Genomic DNA, 16918 nt, shown 5'->3' with positions numbered 1-16918 from the left:
AACATGACGACAAAAATAGCAATATTCGGTGTCGGTCTGATCGGAGGCTCACTGGCCCTTTGCTTTAAAGGCAAGGAGGGCCTGACCGTCGTTGGCCATGCCCACCGTCCTGAATCCGCGAGTAAGTATATTAGCAGAGGTGTGGTCGATAGTGCCACATTGTCTGTGGAGGAAGCGGCAATCGATGCCGATTTCATTTTTTTATGTGTGCCGGTGGGTATGCTAGAGGATTATTTGCAGCAGTTAAGCAAATTGCCGCTCAAGCCCGGCTGCATCATTACAGATGTTGGAAGTACGAAAGCTAGTATTGCCGCATGCGCGGTCTCTTTGGATATTCCTGGAGTACATTTTATCGGCGGTCACCCTATGGCAGGATCAGAGCGTTCAGGTGTTGAGGCAGCTTCATCGCTGTTGTTTGAGAATGCCTATTACGTATTAACGCCTCCACCGGGAGTGCCAGACGAGGCTTATCACGCGTTGGAGTCCTTACTCCACCTTACTAGAGCGCAGATTGTACGCCTTAATCCAGAACGTCATGATGAGATTGTAGGTGCCATTAGTCATTTGCCACATATTATTGCGGTTGCGCTGGTAAATCAGATTAAAGCTTATGATGATACTGACTCCTTGTATAGTACGTTAGCTGCAGGGGGCTTTCGGGATATTACACGGATTGCGTCCAGTGATCCAATTATTTGGCGTGATATCTTGTTAAACAATCGTTCAGTGATGCTTCGATTGTTGAAGGATTGGAACGAGGAAGTTTCTTCTTTTGTTCGTTTGCTGGAAAGTGAAGATGGTGTTGGGATTGAAGAGGCATTTCATGAAGCTAATGGCTTCCGTAGTCAATTGCCTGAACGGCGTAAAGGTATGATAGCACCTTTATTTGACCTACATATTGATGTACCCGATCATCCGGGGATTATCGGTCGTATTGCTACAGAGCTGGGGGATCAAGGAATTAACCTTAGCAACGTACAAATTATCGAAAGCCGTGAAGATGTGCCGGGGATTATGCGTCTCTCTTTCCGTCAGGAGAACGATATGGAGCGGGCGAAGATCCTGTTGCAGCATCATGATTATACGGTATACGTGTAGTATTAAGGTTCGCTCAGGTTCATTTTCAAATCGTAATAAACAGCAAAACAGCGATTCTCATGTTGATAGAGAATCGCTGTTTTTTTGTTGGCTGCTTACTTCAACATGCCGCCGTCAGTATCGTCATCGGTATCGCCATCGCCATCGGTATCACTATAAGTACCAGTATAAGTACCACTATAAGTACCACCTAGTACTTACGGACCCTAATGACGTTATTTGCTCGTTTTTTGCCTTTGAAGCAGTCTTTCGGACTCCACTGACACTATTTCATATGAAGAGGCTTATATTGTGTGTTTTTCGTGACAATAGCTGCTATGGGGTCCGTTAGCATCCCAAATGTGGATTAATGCTGCATTTAAGGTCAACTGTGTCCGATAGCGTCTTCGTACAAGCTAAATGTTTATTGGATCAACGAAGAAAAGAAAGGAGTGCCGCAAAATGCTTCCGGATTTATACCCGCAGACTCTAATTTAGGTTTGGTTTGTTGCAACTGTTCCCAAACTCGCTTTCTTCATTTCGATCAGTATTTCCATGAAATTCTCTGGTACTTGAGTTTTCTTCGTCGTAACTAGCTTGGCTACCTACAAAACGATTTCTTGCTGCTCCTAGACCGACAATAAAGAGTAAAACCGAAGCGCCAAGCAGTATGAAAAGTGGCAGGTTCCAACTATTTGTCGTGTCATGCAAATATCCTATAAGGGCAGGACCAATTGCGGCAAGCAGATATCCGATCGATTGCGCCATACCAGACAGTTCCGCTGCTTGATGCGCACTTTTAGTACGTAAACCGAAAAACATCATGGATAAGCTAAAGGCGCAGCCTCCACCAATTCCGAGTATGATAATCCACAACAGAATGATATTGGAGCTTCCGTAAAGCAGTCCGAGCGTTCCCGTCAAAAGCAAAATGGTTGTGATGAACACTAACGAACGTTGATTTGACATTCGCCCTGCAATAACGGGGACAATAAAGGTAAATGGAAGCAGCGCTAACTGCATTATTGAGAGGTACCATCCTGATTGGTTTGAGTCAATGCCTTGCTGTTTTAAAATTTCAGGCAACCATGCGATCAGCACATAGAAAATCATAGACTGCATCCCCATAAACAAGGTTACTTGCCAGGCAAGAGGGGAACGCCAAACATTCACATCATTGCCGGCCATCTGTTGACTTGTCGAGGCTGTTTGCTTCGTATGCTTCCTTAATTGAGGCAACCAGCAAAGGATCGATACAAAGCTTAGGATCCCCCAAATTCCCAATGCACCCTGCCATTTTAAACCTGCGTTTGCAGCTAGCGGTACACTGATTCCCGAGGCGATCGCTCCAGATAAACTCATTGAAATTGCAAATACACCAGTCATGGCACCGATTTTATTAGGGAAATCACGTTTGATTAAACTTGGCATTAATACATTACAAACGGCAATTGCAAATCCAAGAATTGCAGTTCCAATATACAGATTTGCAGCCCCAGATAAAGAACGTATTACAATACCAACAGTCAAAAAGATCAGGGCAAACAAAATTAAAAGTTCTACTCCATACCTACGTCCTAGTTTTGGTACTAGAGGCGATATTAAAGCAAAGGTAAGTAAAGGTACCGTTGTGATCAGGCCTGCTAAAGTATTGGAAATATGAACGTCACCCCTTATGAGACCCACTAAAGGACCGACCGAGGTTAAGGGAGCACGTAAATTTGCGGCAATAATAATAATGCCGAGTAGTAGCAGCCCTAAAGATGATGGTACAAATTTTTTATTCGGCATTCTTCATTTTCCCTCCCAGAATTAATGCGTACTAATATCCGCGCGGACAATGAAAGTATAGTATAATATATTAAATTTAACAATAAGTATTTTAAAGTTTACTTTATTGAGATTGTTCTATATCTTGAAATGCTTAAATTAGTTAAAAAAATACAACTCAGAGTTCCCATATAGAATGGAATACTGAGTTGCATTTTATAGGTGAAATTTTCGACTTTTAGAAACCATATTTTAAGGAGATATGGAGCACTGTTTCGCTATTTGTATGATTGGTATAAGAGTGAGGGCGGTCTGCACGAAAACTGATCGTATCATATTGATTCAATGTGTACATTTCTCCATCGACTCGAATTTCAATGGAACCAGTCATTACTGTCGCAATTTCAGTTGTATTCACATGATGACCTTCAGGGTGATACGAACTATTTGGCTGTAAGTAAGCCCGACACATTTCAATATCGTTGCTTACGTTTTTAAAGACGGGTTCAATGATCCAATTCTTTTGATCATTAGAAAACCGGAGACCTTCACCTGCTCGATACAGACTAACAGGGTCTTCAGATTTGAACAAAGCTAATAGGGGCAAAGATATGCCTTTTGAAATTTTCCATATTATCGCCAAAGTTGGATTTGTCTCGCCACGTTCGATATTCCCCAGAGTAAGTTTGCTTACGCCTGTTAATTCCGCTAAGTCATCTAAGCTCATGTTTTTTTCTTTTCTGTACTTTTTCAAGGCACCGCCGATTTGTAGTACCAGTTGTTTTGATTCATCGATTTCATCCATTTCAAATTCACCTCAATAAATAACTTTATAGCTAGTATATTGTTTATTTTGACTCTTTTCCATACGATTAGGATTAGAGGGTGGATAACACACGCAGCTAAACAAAATCTGACGTCTTTGTAACGAACCTGCCCGTAAGCTTATCACCGTCCCCGGTTTAATCCTTTATTTTTGCAAAAGGAAGGATACCAATGGGGTGAGCGCAGAGGAGGCTATATTTGTAGGTGATCATCCAATGAATGACGTACAAGCGAGCCGTAACGCAGGGCTGCAAGGCATTTGGAAACGTAATGAGCATATACCTCTTCAAGTGGACGCAGACGGGGTAATAGATGATTGTGGGGATGTGTGGAAGCTAATTCGCTCGCTATAGTAAAATAATCTGATATTGATCATCTAAAAAAGGTAGAGCGCTTTCAGGACAAAAAAAGACCGCTTACAAAGTAAGCGGCTACAGTTCACAATAAATTGGAACCGTTAAGTATTGGATAGGAGTGGAGAGAAACCATACTGTACTTTTATTATATGTATACGTTTACATTTTGTCAACAGTTTTTAAAAATTGATAAATGTGTTATTTTTAAAGCCGGAATCTATGTCAGAAATCCAATGTCGGGTCTTGTTGGCGAGAGGACCTATCTTAAGTCTATTAATGTCATCCTATGAGAATATGTGGTACAATAGAGCAGGTATGTTTCTAGATTCGTTTCTATATTTATGTAAAATTAGAAGTATGCCTTATTTCTTTTTGTCTTCTTCATATACATCATGCCTTAATTATCGGGTAGTTGAATATACATAGGTGTATTTCATAAAAAAACTAAAAATTTGCAGTAACACCGCAACTTTTAAAGCCCAAACCGGTATAATAAGTACGGACCGGATGGGAAAAGACGTGCAAGGGCGAGGAGGGCCAATCTCACCATGACGGATTCCCAGTTGATCCAGCAAATCAAACAAGGAAACACAGAATTATATTCAGAATTAATGCGTCGTTATCAACGTAAAATACTAGCATTTGTATATCATATGCTTAGAAATTCACATATGGAGCTTATCGCAGAGGACCTTTGTTCGGAGACCTTCTACAAGGCATTTCGTAGCTTGCATTCCTTTCGAGAGGTAGATGCTTCATTCTCAACATGGCTGTACACTATCGCCCGCAACACTGTGCTAAGTGAGCTTCGCAAGAACCGTGCCGGTAATGTATCTCTGGAAGAGAGTGGATATACACCAGTAGCACCGTTTGAAGTTGCACCCGAGCAGGCTGCATTGCGCAATGAACGGATGAATTTGGTCCGTGAGGCGATAAATAATCTTCCCGAAAAACAACGCTCTGCACTTATCCTACGTGAATATGATCAAATGGACTATCAAGAAATCGCAGAAATTTTAGATCAGAGTGTAAGCTCAGTGAAATCATTATTGTTTCGTGCCAGGAGTAGTGTGAAGCTTCAACTCGAATCCTATTTCAATGAGCCTGAAGTTGAAGAGCAGGTTGAGAGGGTGTAAGGCGAATGAATTGCAGGGAAGCGCAAGAATGTATTCCGCTCTTGTGGGACGCTCCCCCCACACATCCTAGGCGGATTTTACTAGAAAGACATATTGAAACTTGTCCTTACTGCGCTGCAGAATGGGCTCTATGGCAAGAGAGCAGCCTGCTTATGCAAGATTTGAGGGAAGAGATCAGTGAAGAGCGTGCTGAAGCCATAAATGTTAAAGTCATGGAGCGGATTTATTTAGAGAGTCCATGGTTGATGCCCGGTGACGGGAAATCTGCTGGGACCTCTGCTATTGTTCGCCATCGGCTTAGCTTATGGATCGCATGCTTTCTGGCAATATTTCTGTCCAGCGTTCTTTATTTTACGATGTTCAGAACTCCAGGTGATGCAGTTGTTGCTCAGAGTGGAATTGTGGAGACAGGTGTCGCTGGATCCTCGATGGAATGGCAATCAACGTATCCAATCTTGGGCTCTGAAGGTGGGATCATTGAACCCCTTGTTGTAAGTATGGGACCCACTCATCCTCAATACTGGATGATGTTATCGATGTTAGGTGTAGGCTTTGCAGTATTTTCATTAACTAGGCTGAATCGTTATCGCCGATCATAGAGGGTTATTAGACGTATGTCTTTGCTTCCGTTGTTTATAATATTCAGAACATTGAAGGAGTCCCTTTACTTAATGTAATGAGGGGCTTTTTGCATTGTAAAACTCATAAAAAGAAGACTTTTTATTTCATCCATGTTACATTAAGAGACAAATACTTTGCTGAAAAGGGGGAGGCAACATGCTAATCGGCTTGATACGCCATGGATTGACGGACTGGAACGCGATAGGGAAAATACAGGGACAAAGTGATATTCCACTTAATGATGAAGGACGGATGCAAGCTGCAATGCTTGCTGACCGCTTATTACAGGAACCGTACAGCTGGGACTACTGCGTTACTAGTAATCTTTCCCGCGCTGCTGAGACCGGTAAGATTATTGCTGACAAGTTAGGAATTCCGCTATTAGAACCTGATCAGCGTATCCGGGAACGTGCTTATGGGCAGGTAGAAGGGCTTACTGCCGCAGAACGTGAAGAGAAGTGGGGTAAGGAATGGAGCCAGCTCTCCCTCGGTCAAGAAACCGACGAACAGCTTCAGGCTCGGGCTCTTGCTTTTATGGAAGATATTTCTGCACTGCATCCCAATCGGAATATACTCGTCATATCCCATGGAGGATTTCTTGCTCAGCTGTATACTGCTCTTTACAAGGATAAGTATTCTGAACGAATTGGCAATCTATCCTTGACGATTCTGGAGAAGAAAGAGCGGGAATGGAATCCTATTTTATATAATTGTACTCGCCATATCCTGCAAAATCAGCATTAACCCGGGCTTCGGGTTATTTTTTTTGCAATAAAGGGAATAAAATAGGCAGTATTCCCCATAATGGTAGTAAAACGGTGAGGCGATAAAACATGAATCTGGCGGATATGCTTACTTATGCAGATATTGGACAGCTGACCGCCATAGCGGGCCGCTACCGGTGTGAATGCAAACAGAATTCCAAACACGACTTGATCCAAAGTATTTTGATTATGCTTGGAAGCAGAAGTTTTATGGAGTCTCATATCCGGGAATGCGCTCCGGAGGATTTACGGTTTTTGAATACATTGCTTTTTGATGAACGCACATACTTTAGTCTTGAGGATTTGTTGGCTGTGGCAAGGCAAGCGTCCTTTGATGCACCTGAAGGGAAAACTGGAGGTTTCCGGGAGATGGTCTCTCGTTTCAAAAGTGGAGGCTGGCTTTTTAGTGGTTCCTCACAGCAGACCAGATATTTGTACCAGGTACCCAAAGATTTAAAAGAACGTTTTCGGGAGACGATGAGTGCACATATCAAAGAGAGCATCGCAACTAGCCCTGAACCTGTTATGTATCGCAGTGAAGGAGAATTAATGATCAGTGATCTGGTAATGCTGCTGAGATATATTAAGGACAATGAGCCAGAACTGAATCAGGAAGGGGCAATGTATAGGCGGTACCAGCAAGGTGTGATGAACGCGCTTCATATTCCGGAGGAGCTTCTTAGCAAAGGCGGTTGGAGGTTTGGTTATGGGAGAGCTTGTGAGCATTATCCTCCAAGATTTGCGCTTTTGTATGACTATATTCGTCACCGCCGCTGGATCTCTGAGGAAGGCTTCCGGCTAAGGCTTACTGCGACCGGTGAGGCTGTGTTAAACGATGGAAAATGTGATTCGTTGATGCAGATATTCTCTTTTTGGTTAAGACTATATAAAGGGGCTGTGCCAAATCTACCTTCACTTGTGTATTGGATAAGCATTAGCGCCGGTAATTGGGTGACAGTACCTTCTTTAGTGGATGGTGTGGGGTGGCTAATTAAACCGTTCTATTATGACAGTGCTGCTTCTATTCTAGAGCAACGAATAATACGGATGATGGTGCACCTAGGGATGCTTAAATTGGGCGAGACTTCTGGTGGACTCGCTGTGATGATGACGCCATGGGGGATAGAGACAGCCGTACCTAAGTATCTTCGGTAGAGGTGCGCATGCGAAAAGGCTTATGGGGATTACATACGCAGATGTAGGAATCCGTTAATGCTGCTGATGGGTACAATAGAGGAAGTATTGAGCGTAATGGGCAAATATGTAGAACGAAGACAGGATTGATGAATATGCTTTAGTAGGTGCCGCTTCTCTTGAAACCGAAAACATAATCATCTTGAAGGATATCAAAATATCAAATAACAAGAAAAAAGGATCTCTTAAACAGCGGAGGTGTATCGAATGGACAAAATGAAGGCTACGTATGAAGTGATGCTAGGACTTGCGGCAGAAATGGTGTGGGATGAAGCGCTGCGAAAGCGTCGCTCCGACATCTTGCACCGTGAGATTGACACGGCGCTGGCTACCGGAGATGAGATGGCTTTCCGAAATCTTACTGAGGAACTTAAAAGTTTGGCATAAAGAAATGCGCTTAGCGCATTTCTTTTTTTGCTTATAATCTACTCACTTTGCTTAAACGAACGAAAATAAAAAATCTAAATCTGGACGTTCATCCTCCTCCTTCAATATAATGGGTTCTATAACTTCAGGAAGATCTGCGAAAGATCAAAAAGATTAACAATTATACATAGGGAGATGAATGGGAATGAAATTCAGCGATTTTGAAGTGGACACTTGGGAAGAAAATCGAAAATTCTATGATACATGTCTCATACCTTTTACAGGATTAACTGGACTTGAGAGTCCTCCTGAGACCGTTCAGGCACTCGAAAGATTACGTAATTTCATGGATATGGTGGAAATACCGTTCAAGGGGCGGATCGTGACTTACCCAGCCATTCAGTATGCTGGAGAGGGTTATGTGAATTTAATTAATGAGATTTGCCAAAAAGTCAAATCCAGTGGTTTCCAGCATGTTGTGGTGTTGACAGCGGATGTACCTCTCCAAGAAAGCCAAATCTATGAAAGCGATTTAGTTCTCTCTCTGCCTATCATTGAGGCTTCTCCAGAAGGGAAGAATAACAGTGGAATTAGTATCAAAATTCAAGAGATGTGGCGGAGATGAACTCCTTATAAATGTGACAGAAAATCAACAATTACAGGTTGAAACCGCTTTTTAGCCTGTCACAAATTAGACAATATTCTTGACGGGTTTTGGAGCCTAAGCTATTATTAGGTTGAATCCAAATGGTATGTGATGTATTTCATTGAAAAGATTTGAAAACGGATTATTTATATTGAGACATCTCTGATCGGACACCACAGATACTTTCTTATATCTTGAGAAGGGGGTTATATAACAGTATGAGCAGCCATAATGAACAACAGGAGACATGGCCTGAACAACCACCCAGCCGTAAAGAGATGTCGCGCAGGCAATTTTTGACCTACACGCTTGGTGGCGCCACTGCTTTTATGGGGGCGGGTACAATTCTTCCAATGGTCCGTTTTGTCGTAGATCCGATATTACATAAGAAGGGTGCTGGAGATTTTATCAAGGTTGCTGAGATAAGCAAAATCACCGAAGAGCCCCAGGAATTTACTTTTGAATTGAAACAGAAGGACGGATGGTACGACAGTACAGCGACACTCACTGCGTGGATCCGGAAAGACGCGAAGGGTGATATTTATGCGCTTTCACCGATTTGTAAACATTTGGGATGTACGGTCGGGTGGAACAACAATAAAGCTCATCCGGACGAATATCACTGCCCTTGCCATGGTGCACGTTATACAAAGCTTGGCAAAAATCTCGAGGTTGCTCCTAAGCCGCTTGATCAGTATAAAACGAAATTCGATAACGGGTGGGTGCTTTTGGGAGACATTGTGCCAAATACAGTAGCTCGTGAGGAGGCGTAGTTCTGATGTTTAAAAATGTCTATAACTGGATTGACGAACGTCTGGATGTTACGCCAATTTGGAGAGACGTGGCCGATCACGAGGTTCCTGAGCATGTTAATCCGGCCCATCATTTCTCTGCGTTCGTGTATTGCTTTGGCGGACTGACCTTTTTTATTACAGTCATTCAGATTTTATCAGGTATGTTCTTAACGATGTATTATGTTCCGGACATTATTAATGCTTATGCTAGTGTTGAGTATTTACAGACAAGTGTTGCATTTGGACAGATTGTCCGCGGGATGCATCACTGGGGTGCAAGTCTAGTAATTGTTATGATGTTCCTTCATACGATGCGCGTCTTCTTTACAGGCTCTTACAAAGCGCCGCGTGAGATGAACTGGGTAGTTGGAATGCTGATTTTCTTCGTAATGTTGGGACTTGGTTTAACAGGTTACTTGTTGCCTTGGGATAATAAAGCTTATTTCGCAACAAAGGTAACTCTTGAAATAGCTAATTCTGTTCCAGTAATGGGGCCGGTGCTGAAGGAACTGATGCAAGGCGGAACGATTGTTGGCGCCGAAACCTTAACTCGGTTTTTCGCACTACATGTATTCTTCCTCCCAGCGGTGCTTCTTAGTCTGCTCGTAGGACACTTTATTATGATCCGCAGACAAGGGATTTCCGGACCGCTGTAAGTTAATCTGAGAGAGGAGGAATACGGATGGCACATGGAAACAATTCTAAGGAAAAGGTTGTATATGTCGGTGATTCCAGAGTTCGCAAAGGGAACGGATTTATCACACCTCCGGACTACACGGCTTACCCCGGCAAATCGGAAGCCTTTATCCCTAACTTTCTATTGAAGGAATGGATGGTCGGAGTCGTTGTACTTGTAGGAATATTAGTACTTACTATTTCAGAGCCAGCTCCGCTAGGGTTTCCAGCAAATGCTAGTGCTACGGTTATCCCGATTCCTGACTGGTATTTCTTGTTTCTCTATCAGTATTTGAAGCTCCCTTATGCTTCGGGCGATTATATCGTTCTGGGTACACTAGGAGTTACTGGTGTGGCTTTTGGTTCACTTCTGTTGGCTCCTTTTCTGGATACGGGTAGAGAGCGTCGCTTTTACCGTAGGCCGATTGCTTCATCTTTGATGTTCTTGTCCCTAGCAGCAATTGTTTATTTGACCAATACAGCCTGGACTGAATATAAACATGAAATGGCTGAAACGGGTCAGATTCCTGAAGATGTTCAACGGGAAGAAAAGGCGGCGGAGAACAGGGCAAAAGGTCTTCCAACCTCCAGCGCCGTTAAGGCAAAAGAAGTAGCGATTGTGGACAAGGATGATCCAGCTATGGGGCTCTACAAACAAGCCACTTGTATCACCTGTCACGCAGCGGATTTGAAAGGGGCAGGCGGACCTTCGCTTCGCGGAGTTGGGGACACTCATGACAAAGAAGCAATCCTTACTATTATAAAAGAGGGTCAAGGGCAGATGCCAAAAATGTACGATACCGCGTTGGGAGCAGGTCTGTCAGAAGCGGATATCGATACCTTGGCCGGCTGGCTTGCCAAACAAAAAAGCGAACAGTAAAATAATGATAACGCAACCTGATCGTGCATGCGGTCAGGTTTTTGTATGTCTAAATGTAAAGTGCCACTACTTGGGGAGGTTAATAATCTGTATGCCAGTTCATTGGTTTAACAAACTGTTTAAGAACCGGGGAATTATTTGGTTGTTATTTATCGTAAATTTCCTGGGCACAATTTATGGCTACATATGGTATGGCAATCAACTGGAGTTCACTGCGGCTAATTATCCACACTGGCTGCTTCCATTTGTTCCGGATAGCCCAACCGCAAGTTTGTTTTTTACCTTAGCTCTGTTGCTGATGCTCTTCCCTCCAAAAAGCTACACAGGAAACAATGTAAGGGAACTTATTGAGGCTTTGGCGGTCGTTACGTCAGTGAAGTACGGGATATGGGCAGTGAGCATTATTTTTGCCGGGGGTTATCACGGTGATGTTTTGGTTTGGAAAGATTGGATGCTGGTAATCTCCCATACGGGGATGGCAGTTGAAGCGTTGATTTATGCAAGGTTTTTTTCTTTCCGCAAAATGATTCCATTAGCCTTACTATGGACACTCGCCAACGATATGCTGGATTATTCTTACGGAATCTATCCGTGGTTACCTTCTGTTTTGAACGATTATGTAATTCAGGTACAGTACTTTACTATGGCGCTTACGCTGCTTAGTGTTGCAGCTGCTTGGTTGTTTAGTAGAAGACAAAGACCGGTAGAGTCAATCTATCAGTTCAAGAATAGACGTTAGTAAGCAGTTCTATCCCTTGTCCCCCTGCCATACATTTAGAATTATAAGAAGTATAAGTTTTATACTATACTTTATCCTTATAATTTTACGAGAAACGAATATCGTCTTTAAAAGACGACAACGTCGTTTCTTCTTGGGTAGGAGGGGAGTTTCATGCTCCGCGGGAGATATTATGTAGTGGTTGTGCTAGTATTCTGCTGGCTACTGACCAGTATGGATGTTGTAAAGGCTTCAGCAGTGCTAGGGGATGATGGCGAAGGGTCTGGCAATGCTTCGAAGCAAAGCGCCGACGTTAGTTCGGGTAACGGTTTGGCAGTAATGAGCGGAAAGACTGGAGCACAGCAGCTGGAACAAGCCGCTGAGGCGTTGTATGGGTATGTTTTGGAAGGGGATGTAATGAAGGTCCGACAGGAGACCGAAGCGATCTCCAAGATCTTTGTGTCCACATCCTTTGAGGGAATGACCTCTGTGGAGGGGATTAATGCGTTGTCAGGGGCCATTATGGACCTGAAGGCTACAGTGGCAGGCGCGAAAATAAATCCACAGCAATGGGAAGCGGCAGCCGCCAAGCTACGTCTAGCTGCCAACAGTCTTAATCATCCGCGTCAGCCTATCTGGCTTCAGTACTACAAGCTGATTCGTGAGGATCTAAATGCGATGGAGCAAAGTGCGGTTGCAAATGATTTGGCGGGCTGGAAAACAGCTCTGGAAAGACTGCAGGGCAGGTATGATAACATCCGTCCGGCAGTGATTGTCTCCCGCCAGCCTGAAGTTGTGAGTGCTTTTGATTCTTGGCTCTCATATGCGGCCGGCATTCCTTCGTCCTCACAAAAAGTTGAACGTGCCCGCCTGCTTGAAATTGTATCTTATGGTCAGGATGCGGTAAGAGTGATGTTCGGAAAAGAGAAGGATGAACCCGCATTGTCCTTGCCGCTGACATCGCAAGAATTTGGGATTTGGGGAGGGTTAGCAGCAAGCTTCATTATAGCTGCGTTAGCCTATGTAGCTTATCGCAAGTACCGTGGTCAGAATCAGAATTGGAAGCCGATTCCGTAGGGTGAAATTATAAACAGCAAAAAGGAGTGTGGGCTTGAAATGGCCTACACTCCTTTTTATTTAGGTTTCTCGAAAGCCTTCTCCATGTACGTCGTGTACATCGCTAATAATTACGAAGGCGCGTGGATCAACGGATTTGACCAGCAGACTTAGCCGGCGAATTTCTTGCCTTGAGACTACACAGTACACCATATATTTAGCTTGCTTGGAATAAGCACCAATGGCAGGGATGAGGGTTACACCACGATCCATTTCCGCTGTAATCAGATCGGCAATTTGCGGTGCATCATCACTGATAATTGTAAATGCCTTGGCAGCATAGGCACCTTCTTGGATAAAATCTATAACTCGTGATGAGATGAAAACTGCGACAAGTGTGTAAAGTATTTTTTCTTTAGGAATGTAGAGGATGGAAGAGCCAATAATAATAATGTCGATGGCCAAAATAATCTGCCCCATGCTCCAGCCAAAATTCCGTCCCAGAATTCTTGCGACAATATCAACACCACCTGTTGTACCCCCAAAACGGAATACTAGCCCAAGCCCCGTTCCAAGCGTTACTCCTGCGTAAAGTGCCGCAAGAATAAAGTCGTGTTCGGTACTGAAGGGGATAATCCATCCCGCAGTAATCATTCGTTCGAAAACCCACAGGAAAAAGGTCAACGCCCCGATCCCTACACCTGTATACACAATTTGCCGCCCGCCTAGGACTTTCCAGCCCAGCAGAAACAAAGGAAGGTTGATCAGCAGTGTGGATAAAAAGATGGGAATACTAAAGGCATAATTAAGGAGAAGTGTGATCCCGGTTACGCCGCCTTCCATCAACTGATTTGGAATGATGAAATACAGTAGCCCGAAGGCATATACTGCGGCTCCGAGCAAGATGGGAGCGACTGTCTTGCTGATTGTAATTACCTTTTTTGAATTCATGAAATCCCTCGTTAGGCCTTTTGTAGGCAGTTTTTCTTTTCCTATAATAAGTATACCTTTTCTTGCGTGTGTTAAAATATTCAAAAAAGATTGTCTTCAAAACGTCTTTACGATAACATAGGGGCAAACAGAAGGCAAGATATACAGAGGGGGAGAAGTTACATTTTATGGACAAAAGTCTTGGTGACATACAGCGTGAAGTAGACGCTTATATATCGCAGTTTAAGGAAGGGTACTTCAGTCCACTCTCTATGCTGGCCCGCATGTCCGAGGAAGTCGGAGAACTGGCTAGAGAGGTCAATCATGAGTTCGGTGAGAAGCCTAAGAAGTCTGATGAAGCTGAGAATTCCATTGAACTTGAACTGGGAGATATTCTGTTTATTACCGTTTGTTTTGCAAATTCTCTCGGGATAGACCTGACGGAAGCGCATAATAAGGTAATGCATAAATTTAATACCCGTGATGCGGGACGTTGGACACCGAAAGACACCGATTAGGCCTCTATAACATATGCTGTACCAAACGAACGGGATTTAGCCGTGAGGATGGTGAGTATATGGATCATAAGGATTATGTAAGAGAGGCTTACCGCTCGATATTGCGCAGTGACTTTGCCGAAGCTATTGTTTGCTTCGAGTCTGCAATTGCGGCAAGCCCTGCTGATGCCGAGGTTAGATATCGTTGTTCCATAACGTATGCCCGCAGTGGTATGCTAGATAAAGCTTTAGTTCATGCTCAGGCTGCTGTAAAGCTGGACACCAGCAAACCTGAGTATAGTCTGCATCTGCAGCATTTGCAGGCTATGATGCATGTACAGGAAGCCAAACGGTTGATAGAAGATGAAGACAACAAAACTCGCAACCCTTATCATCCGATTACACTGCTCAAAGAGGCGATTACCCTTGATCCATTATATGGGGATGCTTATGTATGGCTTGCTATCGCGCATAGTCGAGTGAATGAACATTTACAGGCTATGACTGCCTTAAAAGAAGTGATTTCGTTACATCCGGATGATTCTGGCTTGCGGGAATTGATGAGAGACCTTCAGAAATCCATACAATCGTATATGCAATAACTATATAACTAGTGAGAGCGAGGATGGAAAAAATATGAATAACAAGATCAGGGTCGTTGTATCCGGCGCAGGCGGAAGAATGGGTAAAGAGGTTGTTAAACTTGTATTGCAGGACGAAGAGCTGGAGTTAGCAGCAGCAGTAGATCGTTCTTCGGGCGATATTGATGCAGGGCGTCTGGTAGGTCTGGAAGACTCAGGCGTTATTGTAACTTCTGATCTTGAGGCCGCCCTCGCGGGAAGCAACGGAGATGTCCTTGTGGATTTCACTACACCACAGTCAGCGTATACGAATACAGCGCTAGCTATTAAGTACGGAGTGCGTCCGGTTATCGGTACAACCGGATTCACACCGGAGCAGATGGTGGAACTGGACAAGCAGTGTCAAGAACAGGGGATAGGCGGACTTATTGCTCCGAATTTCTCCATTGGGGCTATTCTATTGATGAAATTTGCGGCGCAAGCTTCAAAGTACTTCCCGCATCTGGAAATTATAGAGTATCATGGTGACCAGAAACTGGATGCTCCATCCGGAACTGCGGTCAAAACCGCAGAGATGATTTCGGAAGTTCGTGAGGAACTTCGTCAAGGTAATCCTAAAGAGGAAGAAACCATTGAAGGTGCCCGTGGTGGTTACTATAACGGATTCCGGATACATAGTGTCCGTCTTCCTGGTGTGTTTGCTCAAGAAGAAGTGATTTTTGGCGGATTCGGACAATCCTTGAAGATTCGCCATGATTCTTATGAGCGTGCGGGATATATGCCAGGCGTTAAGATGGGTATTGAAAAGGTAATGGGATATACAGGCTTGATCTATGGATTCGAGCACTTTATAGAATAGACAGGAGAGAACACCATGTTAAAGATCGCATTTATTGCCCACGATCGTAAAAAAGATGAAATCGTAAATTTTGTATTAGCTTATGAACATGTATTTGAAGGTCATGAACTTTTTTCTACAGGGACTACTGGCCAACGGATTATGGATGTAACTAACTTAAAAATTCATCGTTACATGTCTGGTCCATTAGGTGGAGATCAGCAAATCGGTGCAATGGTAGCACAGGATGAACTGGATCTTATTATTTTCATGCGTGATCCATTAATGGCGCAGCCACATGAACCTGATATTTCAGCTCTACTTCGTCTATGTGACGTATACGGGATACCGGTAGCTACGAATATTGCCACAGCGGAGGTTCTTGTGAAGGCGATTGATCGTGGTGATTTTGCTTGGCGTGCACTGGTTCATAAATACAAACCAGGTGTTGATGAATGAAGCTGGACATTCTTGTATTTGGTGCGCATGCAGATGATGCGGAGATCGGTATGGCAGGAACAATTGCAAAACATACCGCTGCGGGACTTAAGGTGGGACTTTGCGATTTAACAGCCGCGGAAATGTCATCGAACGGTACAGTAGAACTTCGCAAGCAAGAAGCGCAGCAAGCTGCAGACCTTCTCGGAGCATCCGTGCGGACAAACCTGGGTCTGCCAGATAGAGGGCTTTTTATTACAGCAGAGCATGTGGCGGCTGTGACTGCTGAAATTCGCCGCTTTTCTCCTACGATAGTTTTTGCTCCTTATTGGGAGGATCGTCATCCCGATCATATCGCCTGTAGCAAGCTGGTGGAAGAGGCTGTTTTTAATGCCAAGCTACGTAAATATATGCCGGACAAGCCGGCAATTCCTGCTCCACAGCTGTACTTCTATTTTATCAATGATTTAGGACGTACCGATCTTATTGTTGATGTTACTGAGCAATATGGCTTGAAGGAGCAGGCGTTGTCCTGCTATCGCTCCCAGTTCACCAAACCTCCGGGTGAGGATGCTGTATCCACACCGTTAACGGAAGGCTACATTGAACGAGTCCGTTCGAGAGATATGCTGCTTGGCCAGCGCAGGCTGATTCCTTATGCAGAAGGGTTTGCAACCAAGGTACCTCATACGGTGGAATTGTTTACTTAAGGAACGGATATAACGAAGTTTGTATGATAATATAATAAGCTGATTA

At 43.8% G+C, this 16918-nt stretch carries 21 protein-coding genes; 18 read left to right on the top strand and 3 right to left on the bottom strand.

The features are described 5' to 3' along the window. The first annotated feature begins 3 nt into the window (after positions 1–3). The gene (locus tag MKX34_RS21640) at positions 4–1098 is read left to right on the top strand and encodes a prephenate dehydrogenase (protein WP_036676253.1); all 1095 of its coding nucleotides are present in this window, start codon (positions 4–6) and stop codon (positions 1096–1098) included. 468 nt (positions 1099–1566) lie between these two features. Here MKX34_RS21640 and MKX34_RS21635 read toward each other — a convergent pair whose 3' ends face one another. Together MKX34_RS21635 and MKX34_RS21630 are read right to left on the bottom strand one after the other, a co-directional pair. Further along, positions 1567–2868 carry an MFS transporter gene (locus tag MKX34_RS21635; RefSeq protein ID WP_081384043.1) on the bottom strand — a complete coding sequence of 434 codons (1302 nt, stop codon included), beginning with the start codon at positions 2866–2868 and terminating at the stop codon, positions 1567–1569. 217 nt (positions 2869–3085) lie between these two features. After that, positions 3086–3652: an XRE family transcriptional regulator gene (locus tag MKX34_RS21630; RefSeq protein ID WP_038572428.1), complete on the bottom strand. Its 567-nt coding sequence runs from the start codon at positions 3650–3652 to the stop codon at positions 3086–3088. A 196-nt stretch (positions 3653–3848) separates the two neighbouring features. Between MKX34_RS21630 and MKX34_RS21625 the strand changes: the two genes are divergently transcribed. The 12 genes from MKX34_RS21625 (at position 3849) to MKX34_RS21570 (ending at position 12899) form a co-directional block, all read left to right on the top strand. Next, positions 3849–4025, top strand: coding sequence for a hypothetical protein (locus MKX34_RS21625; protein WP_256717664.1), 177 nt, complete (start codon positions 3849–3851; stop codon positions 4023–4025). 551 nt (positions 4026–4576) lie between these two features. Further along, on the top strand, positions 4577–5164 hold the full coding sequence (locus MKX34_RS21620) for a sigma-70 family RNA polymerase sigma factor (RefSeq protein ID WP_036676255.1): 588 nt from the start codon (positions 4577–4579) through the stop codon (positions 5162–5164). Positions 5165–5316: 152 nt separating this feature from the next. Then, positions 5317–5763 (top strand): hypothetical protein, encoded by a 447-nt coding sequence (locus MKX34_RS21615; RefSeq protein WP_051490909.1) that lies wholly within the window; start codon positions 5317–5319, stop codon positions 5761–5763. Between the two features lie 178 nt (positions 5764–5941). Next, complete coding sequence (locus MKX34_RS21610; protein ID WP_036676257.1) at positions 5942–6529, top strand: histidine phosphatase family protein; 588 nt, start codon at positions 5942–5944, stop codon at positions 6527–6529. Positions 6530–6618: 89 nt separating this feature from the next. Next, positions 6619–7704, top strand: a complete 1086-nt coding sequence (locus MKX34_RS21605) for a hypothetical protein (RefSeq protein WP_076101463.1) — start codon at positions 6619–6621, stop codon at positions 7702–7704. A 246-nt stretch (positions 7705–7950) separates the two neighbouring features. Continuing rightward, on the top strand, positions 7951–8130 hold the full coding sequence (locus MKX34_RS21600; protein WP_036676261.1) for an IDEAL domain-containing protein: 180 nt from the start codon (positions 7951–7953) through the stop codon (positions 8128–8130). A 184-nt stretch (positions 8131–8314) separates the two neighbouring features. Continuing rightward, the gene (locus tag MKX34_RS21595) at positions 8315–8734 is read left to right on the top strand and encodes a DUF2487 family protein (RefSeq protein ID WP_036676262.1); all 420 of its coding nucleotides are present in this window, start codon (positions 8315–8317) and stop codon (positions 8732–8734) included. Positions 8735–8973: 239 nt separating this feature from the next. Further along, complete coding sequence (locus tag MKX34_RS21590; protein WP_036676264.1) at positions 8974–9528, top strand: ubiquinol-cytochrome c reductase iron-sulfur subunit; 555 nt, start codon at positions 8974–8976, stop codon at positions 9526–9528. Positions 9529–9533: 5 nt separating this feature from the next. After that, positions 9534–10205, top strand: a complete 672-nt coding sequence (locus MKX34_RS21585; RefSeq protein ID WP_036676266.1) for a cytochrome b6 — start codon at positions 9534–9536, stop codon at positions 10203–10205. Between the two features lie 26 nt (positions 10206–10231). Further along, positions 10232–11104 (top strand): menaquinol-cytochrome c reductase cytochrome b/c subunit, encoded by an 873-nt coding sequence (locus tag MKX34_RS21580; RefSeq protein WP_036676267.1) that lies wholly within the window; start codon positions 10232–10234, stop codon positions 11102–11104. Positions 11105–11195: 91 nt separating this feature from the next. Further along, positions 11196–11843 carry a DUF1405 domain-containing protein gene (locus MKX34_RS21575; RefSeq protein WP_051490910.1) on the top strand — a complete coding sequence of 216 codons (648 nt, stop codon included), beginning with the start codon at positions 11196–11198 and terminating at the stop codon, positions 11841–11843. 153 nt (positions 11844–11996) lie between these two features. Then, the gene (locus MKX34_RS21570) at positions 11997–12899 is read left to right on the top strand and encodes a sporulation protein YpjB (protein ID WP_076223058.1); all 903 of its coding nucleotides are present in this window, start codon (positions 11997–11999) and stop codon (positions 12897–12899) included. Positions 12900–12959: 60 nt separating this feature from the next. Here MKX34_RS21570 and MKX34_RS21565 read toward each other — a convergent pair whose 3' ends face one another. Beyond that, the gene (locus MKX34_RS21565; protein WP_036676270.1) at positions 12960–13829 is read right to left on the bottom strand and encodes a YitT family protein; all 870 of its coding nucleotides are present in this window, start codon (positions 13827–13829) and stop codon (positions 12960–12962) included. A gap of 167 nt (positions 13830–13996) precedes the next feature. On the opposite strand from MKX34_RS21565, the gene MKX34_RS21560 reads away from it, so the two are divergent. Genes MKX34_RS21560 through bshB1 form a run of 5 tightly spaced genes read left to right on the top strand, consistent with a single transcriptional unit; the run spans position 13997 to position 16872 of the window. Continuing rightward, positions 13997–14326 carry a nucleotide pyrophosphohydrolase gene (locus MKX34_RS21560; RefSeq protein ID WP_036676271.1) on the top strand — a complete coding sequence of 110 codons (330 nt, stop codon included), beginning with the start codon at positions 13997–13999 and terminating at the stop codon, positions 14324–14326. Between the two features lie 59 nt (positions 14327–14385). Continuing rightward, a complete protein-coding gene (locus MKX34_RS21555) occupies positions 14386–14907 on the top strand; it encodes a tetratricopeptide repeat protein (RefSeq protein ID WP_036676272.1) in 522 nt (173 codons plus the stop codon). Between the two features lie 34 nt (positions 14908–14941). After that, positions 14942–15745 (top strand): 4-hydroxy-tetrahydrodipicolinate reductase, encoded by an 804-nt coding sequence (gene dapB, locus MKX34_RS21550; RefSeq protein ID WP_036676273.1) that lies wholly within the window; start codon positions 14942–14944, stop codon positions 15743–15745. Positions 15746–15760: 15 nt separating this feature from the next. Beyond that, complete coding sequence (gene mgsA / locus MKX34_RS21545; protein ID WP_036676275.1) at positions 15761–16183, top strand: methylglyoxal synthase; 423 nt, start codon at positions 15761–15763, stop codon at positions 16181–16183. Beyond that, positions 16180–16872 (top strand): bacillithiol biosynthesis deacetylase BshB1, encoded by a 693-nt coding sequence (gene bshB1, locus MKX34_RS21540; protein WP_038572419.1) that lies wholly within the window; start codon positions 16180–16182, stop codon positions 16870–16872. Before mgsA ends, bshB1 begins: the two co-directional genes overlap by 4 nt. The last annotated feature ends 46 nt before the right edge of the window (positions 16873–16918 follow it).

It is taken from the genome of Paenibacillus sp. FSL R5-0636, from assembly GCF_037974255.1.
Classification (GTDB): domain Bacteria; phylum Bacillota; class Bacilli; order Paenibacillales; family Paenibacillaceae; genus Paenibacillus_AQ; species Paenibacillus_AQ odorifer.
The sequence above is the reverse complement of the archived record's forward strand: the minus strand, read 5'-3'. Positions and strand labels throughout refer to the sequence as shown.

Coding starts and splice junctions, on each gene's coding strand:
- MKX34_RS21580 (WP_036676267.1), top strand. CDS start 10,232: ATGGCACATGGAAACAATTCTAAGGAAAAGGTTGTATATGTCGGTGAT.
- MKX34_RS21600 (WP_036676261.1), top strand. CDS start 7,951: ATGGACAAAATGAAGGCTACGTATGAAGTGATGCTAGGACTTGCGGCA.
- MKX34_RS21585 (WP_036676266.1), top strand. CDS start 9,534: ATGTTTAAAAATGTCTATAACTGGATTGACGAACGTCTGGATGTTACG.
- MKX34_RS21565 (WP_036676270.1), bottom strand. CDS start 13,829: ATGAATTCAAAAAAGGTAATTACAATCAGCAAGACAGTCGCTCCCATC.
- MKX34_RS21635 (WP_081384043.1), bottom strand. CDS start 2,868: ATGCCGAATAAAAAATTTGTACCATCATCTTTAGGGCTGCTACTACTC.
- MKX34_RS21610 (WP_036676257.1), top strand. CDS start 5,942: ATGCTAATCGGCTTGATACGCCATGGATTGACGGACTGGAACGCGATA.
- MKX34_RS21560 (WP_036676271.1), top strand. CDS start 13,997: ATGGACAAAAGTCTTGGTGACATACAGCGTGAAGTAGACGCTTATATA.
- MKX34_RS21640 (WP_036676253.1), top strand. CDS start 4: ATGACGACAAAAATAGCAATATTCGGTGTCGGTCTGATCGGAGGCTCA.
- MKX34_RS21615 (WP_051490909.1), top strand. CDS start 5,317: ATGCAAGATTTGAGGGAAGAGATCAGTGAAGAGCGTGCTGAAGCCATA.
- bshB1 (WP_038572419.1), top strand. CDS start 16,180: ATGAAGCTGGACATTCTTGTATTTGGTGCGCATGCAGATGATGCGGAG.
- MKX34_RS21575 (WP_051490910.1), top strand. CDS start 11,196: ATGCCAGTTCATTGGTTTAACAAACTGTTTAAGAACCGGGGAATTATT.
- MKX34_RS21630 (WP_038572428.1), bottom strand. CDS start 3,652: ATGGATGAAATCGATGAATCAAAACAACTGGTACTACAAATCGGCGGT.
- MKX34_RS21570 (WP_076223058.1), top strand. CDS start 11,997: ATGCTCCGCGGGAGATATTATGTAGTGGTTGTGCTAGTATTCTGCTGG.
- dapB (WP_036676273.1), top strand. CDS start 14,942: ATGAATAACAAGATCAGGGTCGTTGTATCCGGCGCAGGCGGAAGAATG.
- MKX34_RS21595 (WP_036676262.1), top strand. CDS start 8,315: ATGAAATTCAGCGATTTTGAAGTGGACACTTGGGAAGAAAATCGAAAA.
- mgsA (WP_036676275.1), top strand. CDS start 15,761: ATGTTAAAGATCGCATTTATTGCCCACGATCGTAAAAAAGATGAAATC.
- MKX34_RS21555 (WP_036676272.1), top strand. CDS start 14,386: ATGGATCATAAGGATTATGTAAGAGAGGCTTACCGCTCGATATTGCGC.
- MKX34_RS21605 (WP_076101463.1), top strand. CDS start 6,619: ATGAATCTGGCGGATATGCTTACTTATGCAGATATTGGACAGCTGACC.
- MKX34_RS21620 (WP_036676255.1), top strand. CDS start 4,577: ATGACGGATTCCCAGTTGATCCAGCAAATCAAACAAGGAAACACAGAA.
- MKX34_RS21590 (WP_036676264.1), top strand. CDS start 8,974: ATGAGCAGCCATAATGAACAACAGGAGACATGGCCTGAACAACCACCC.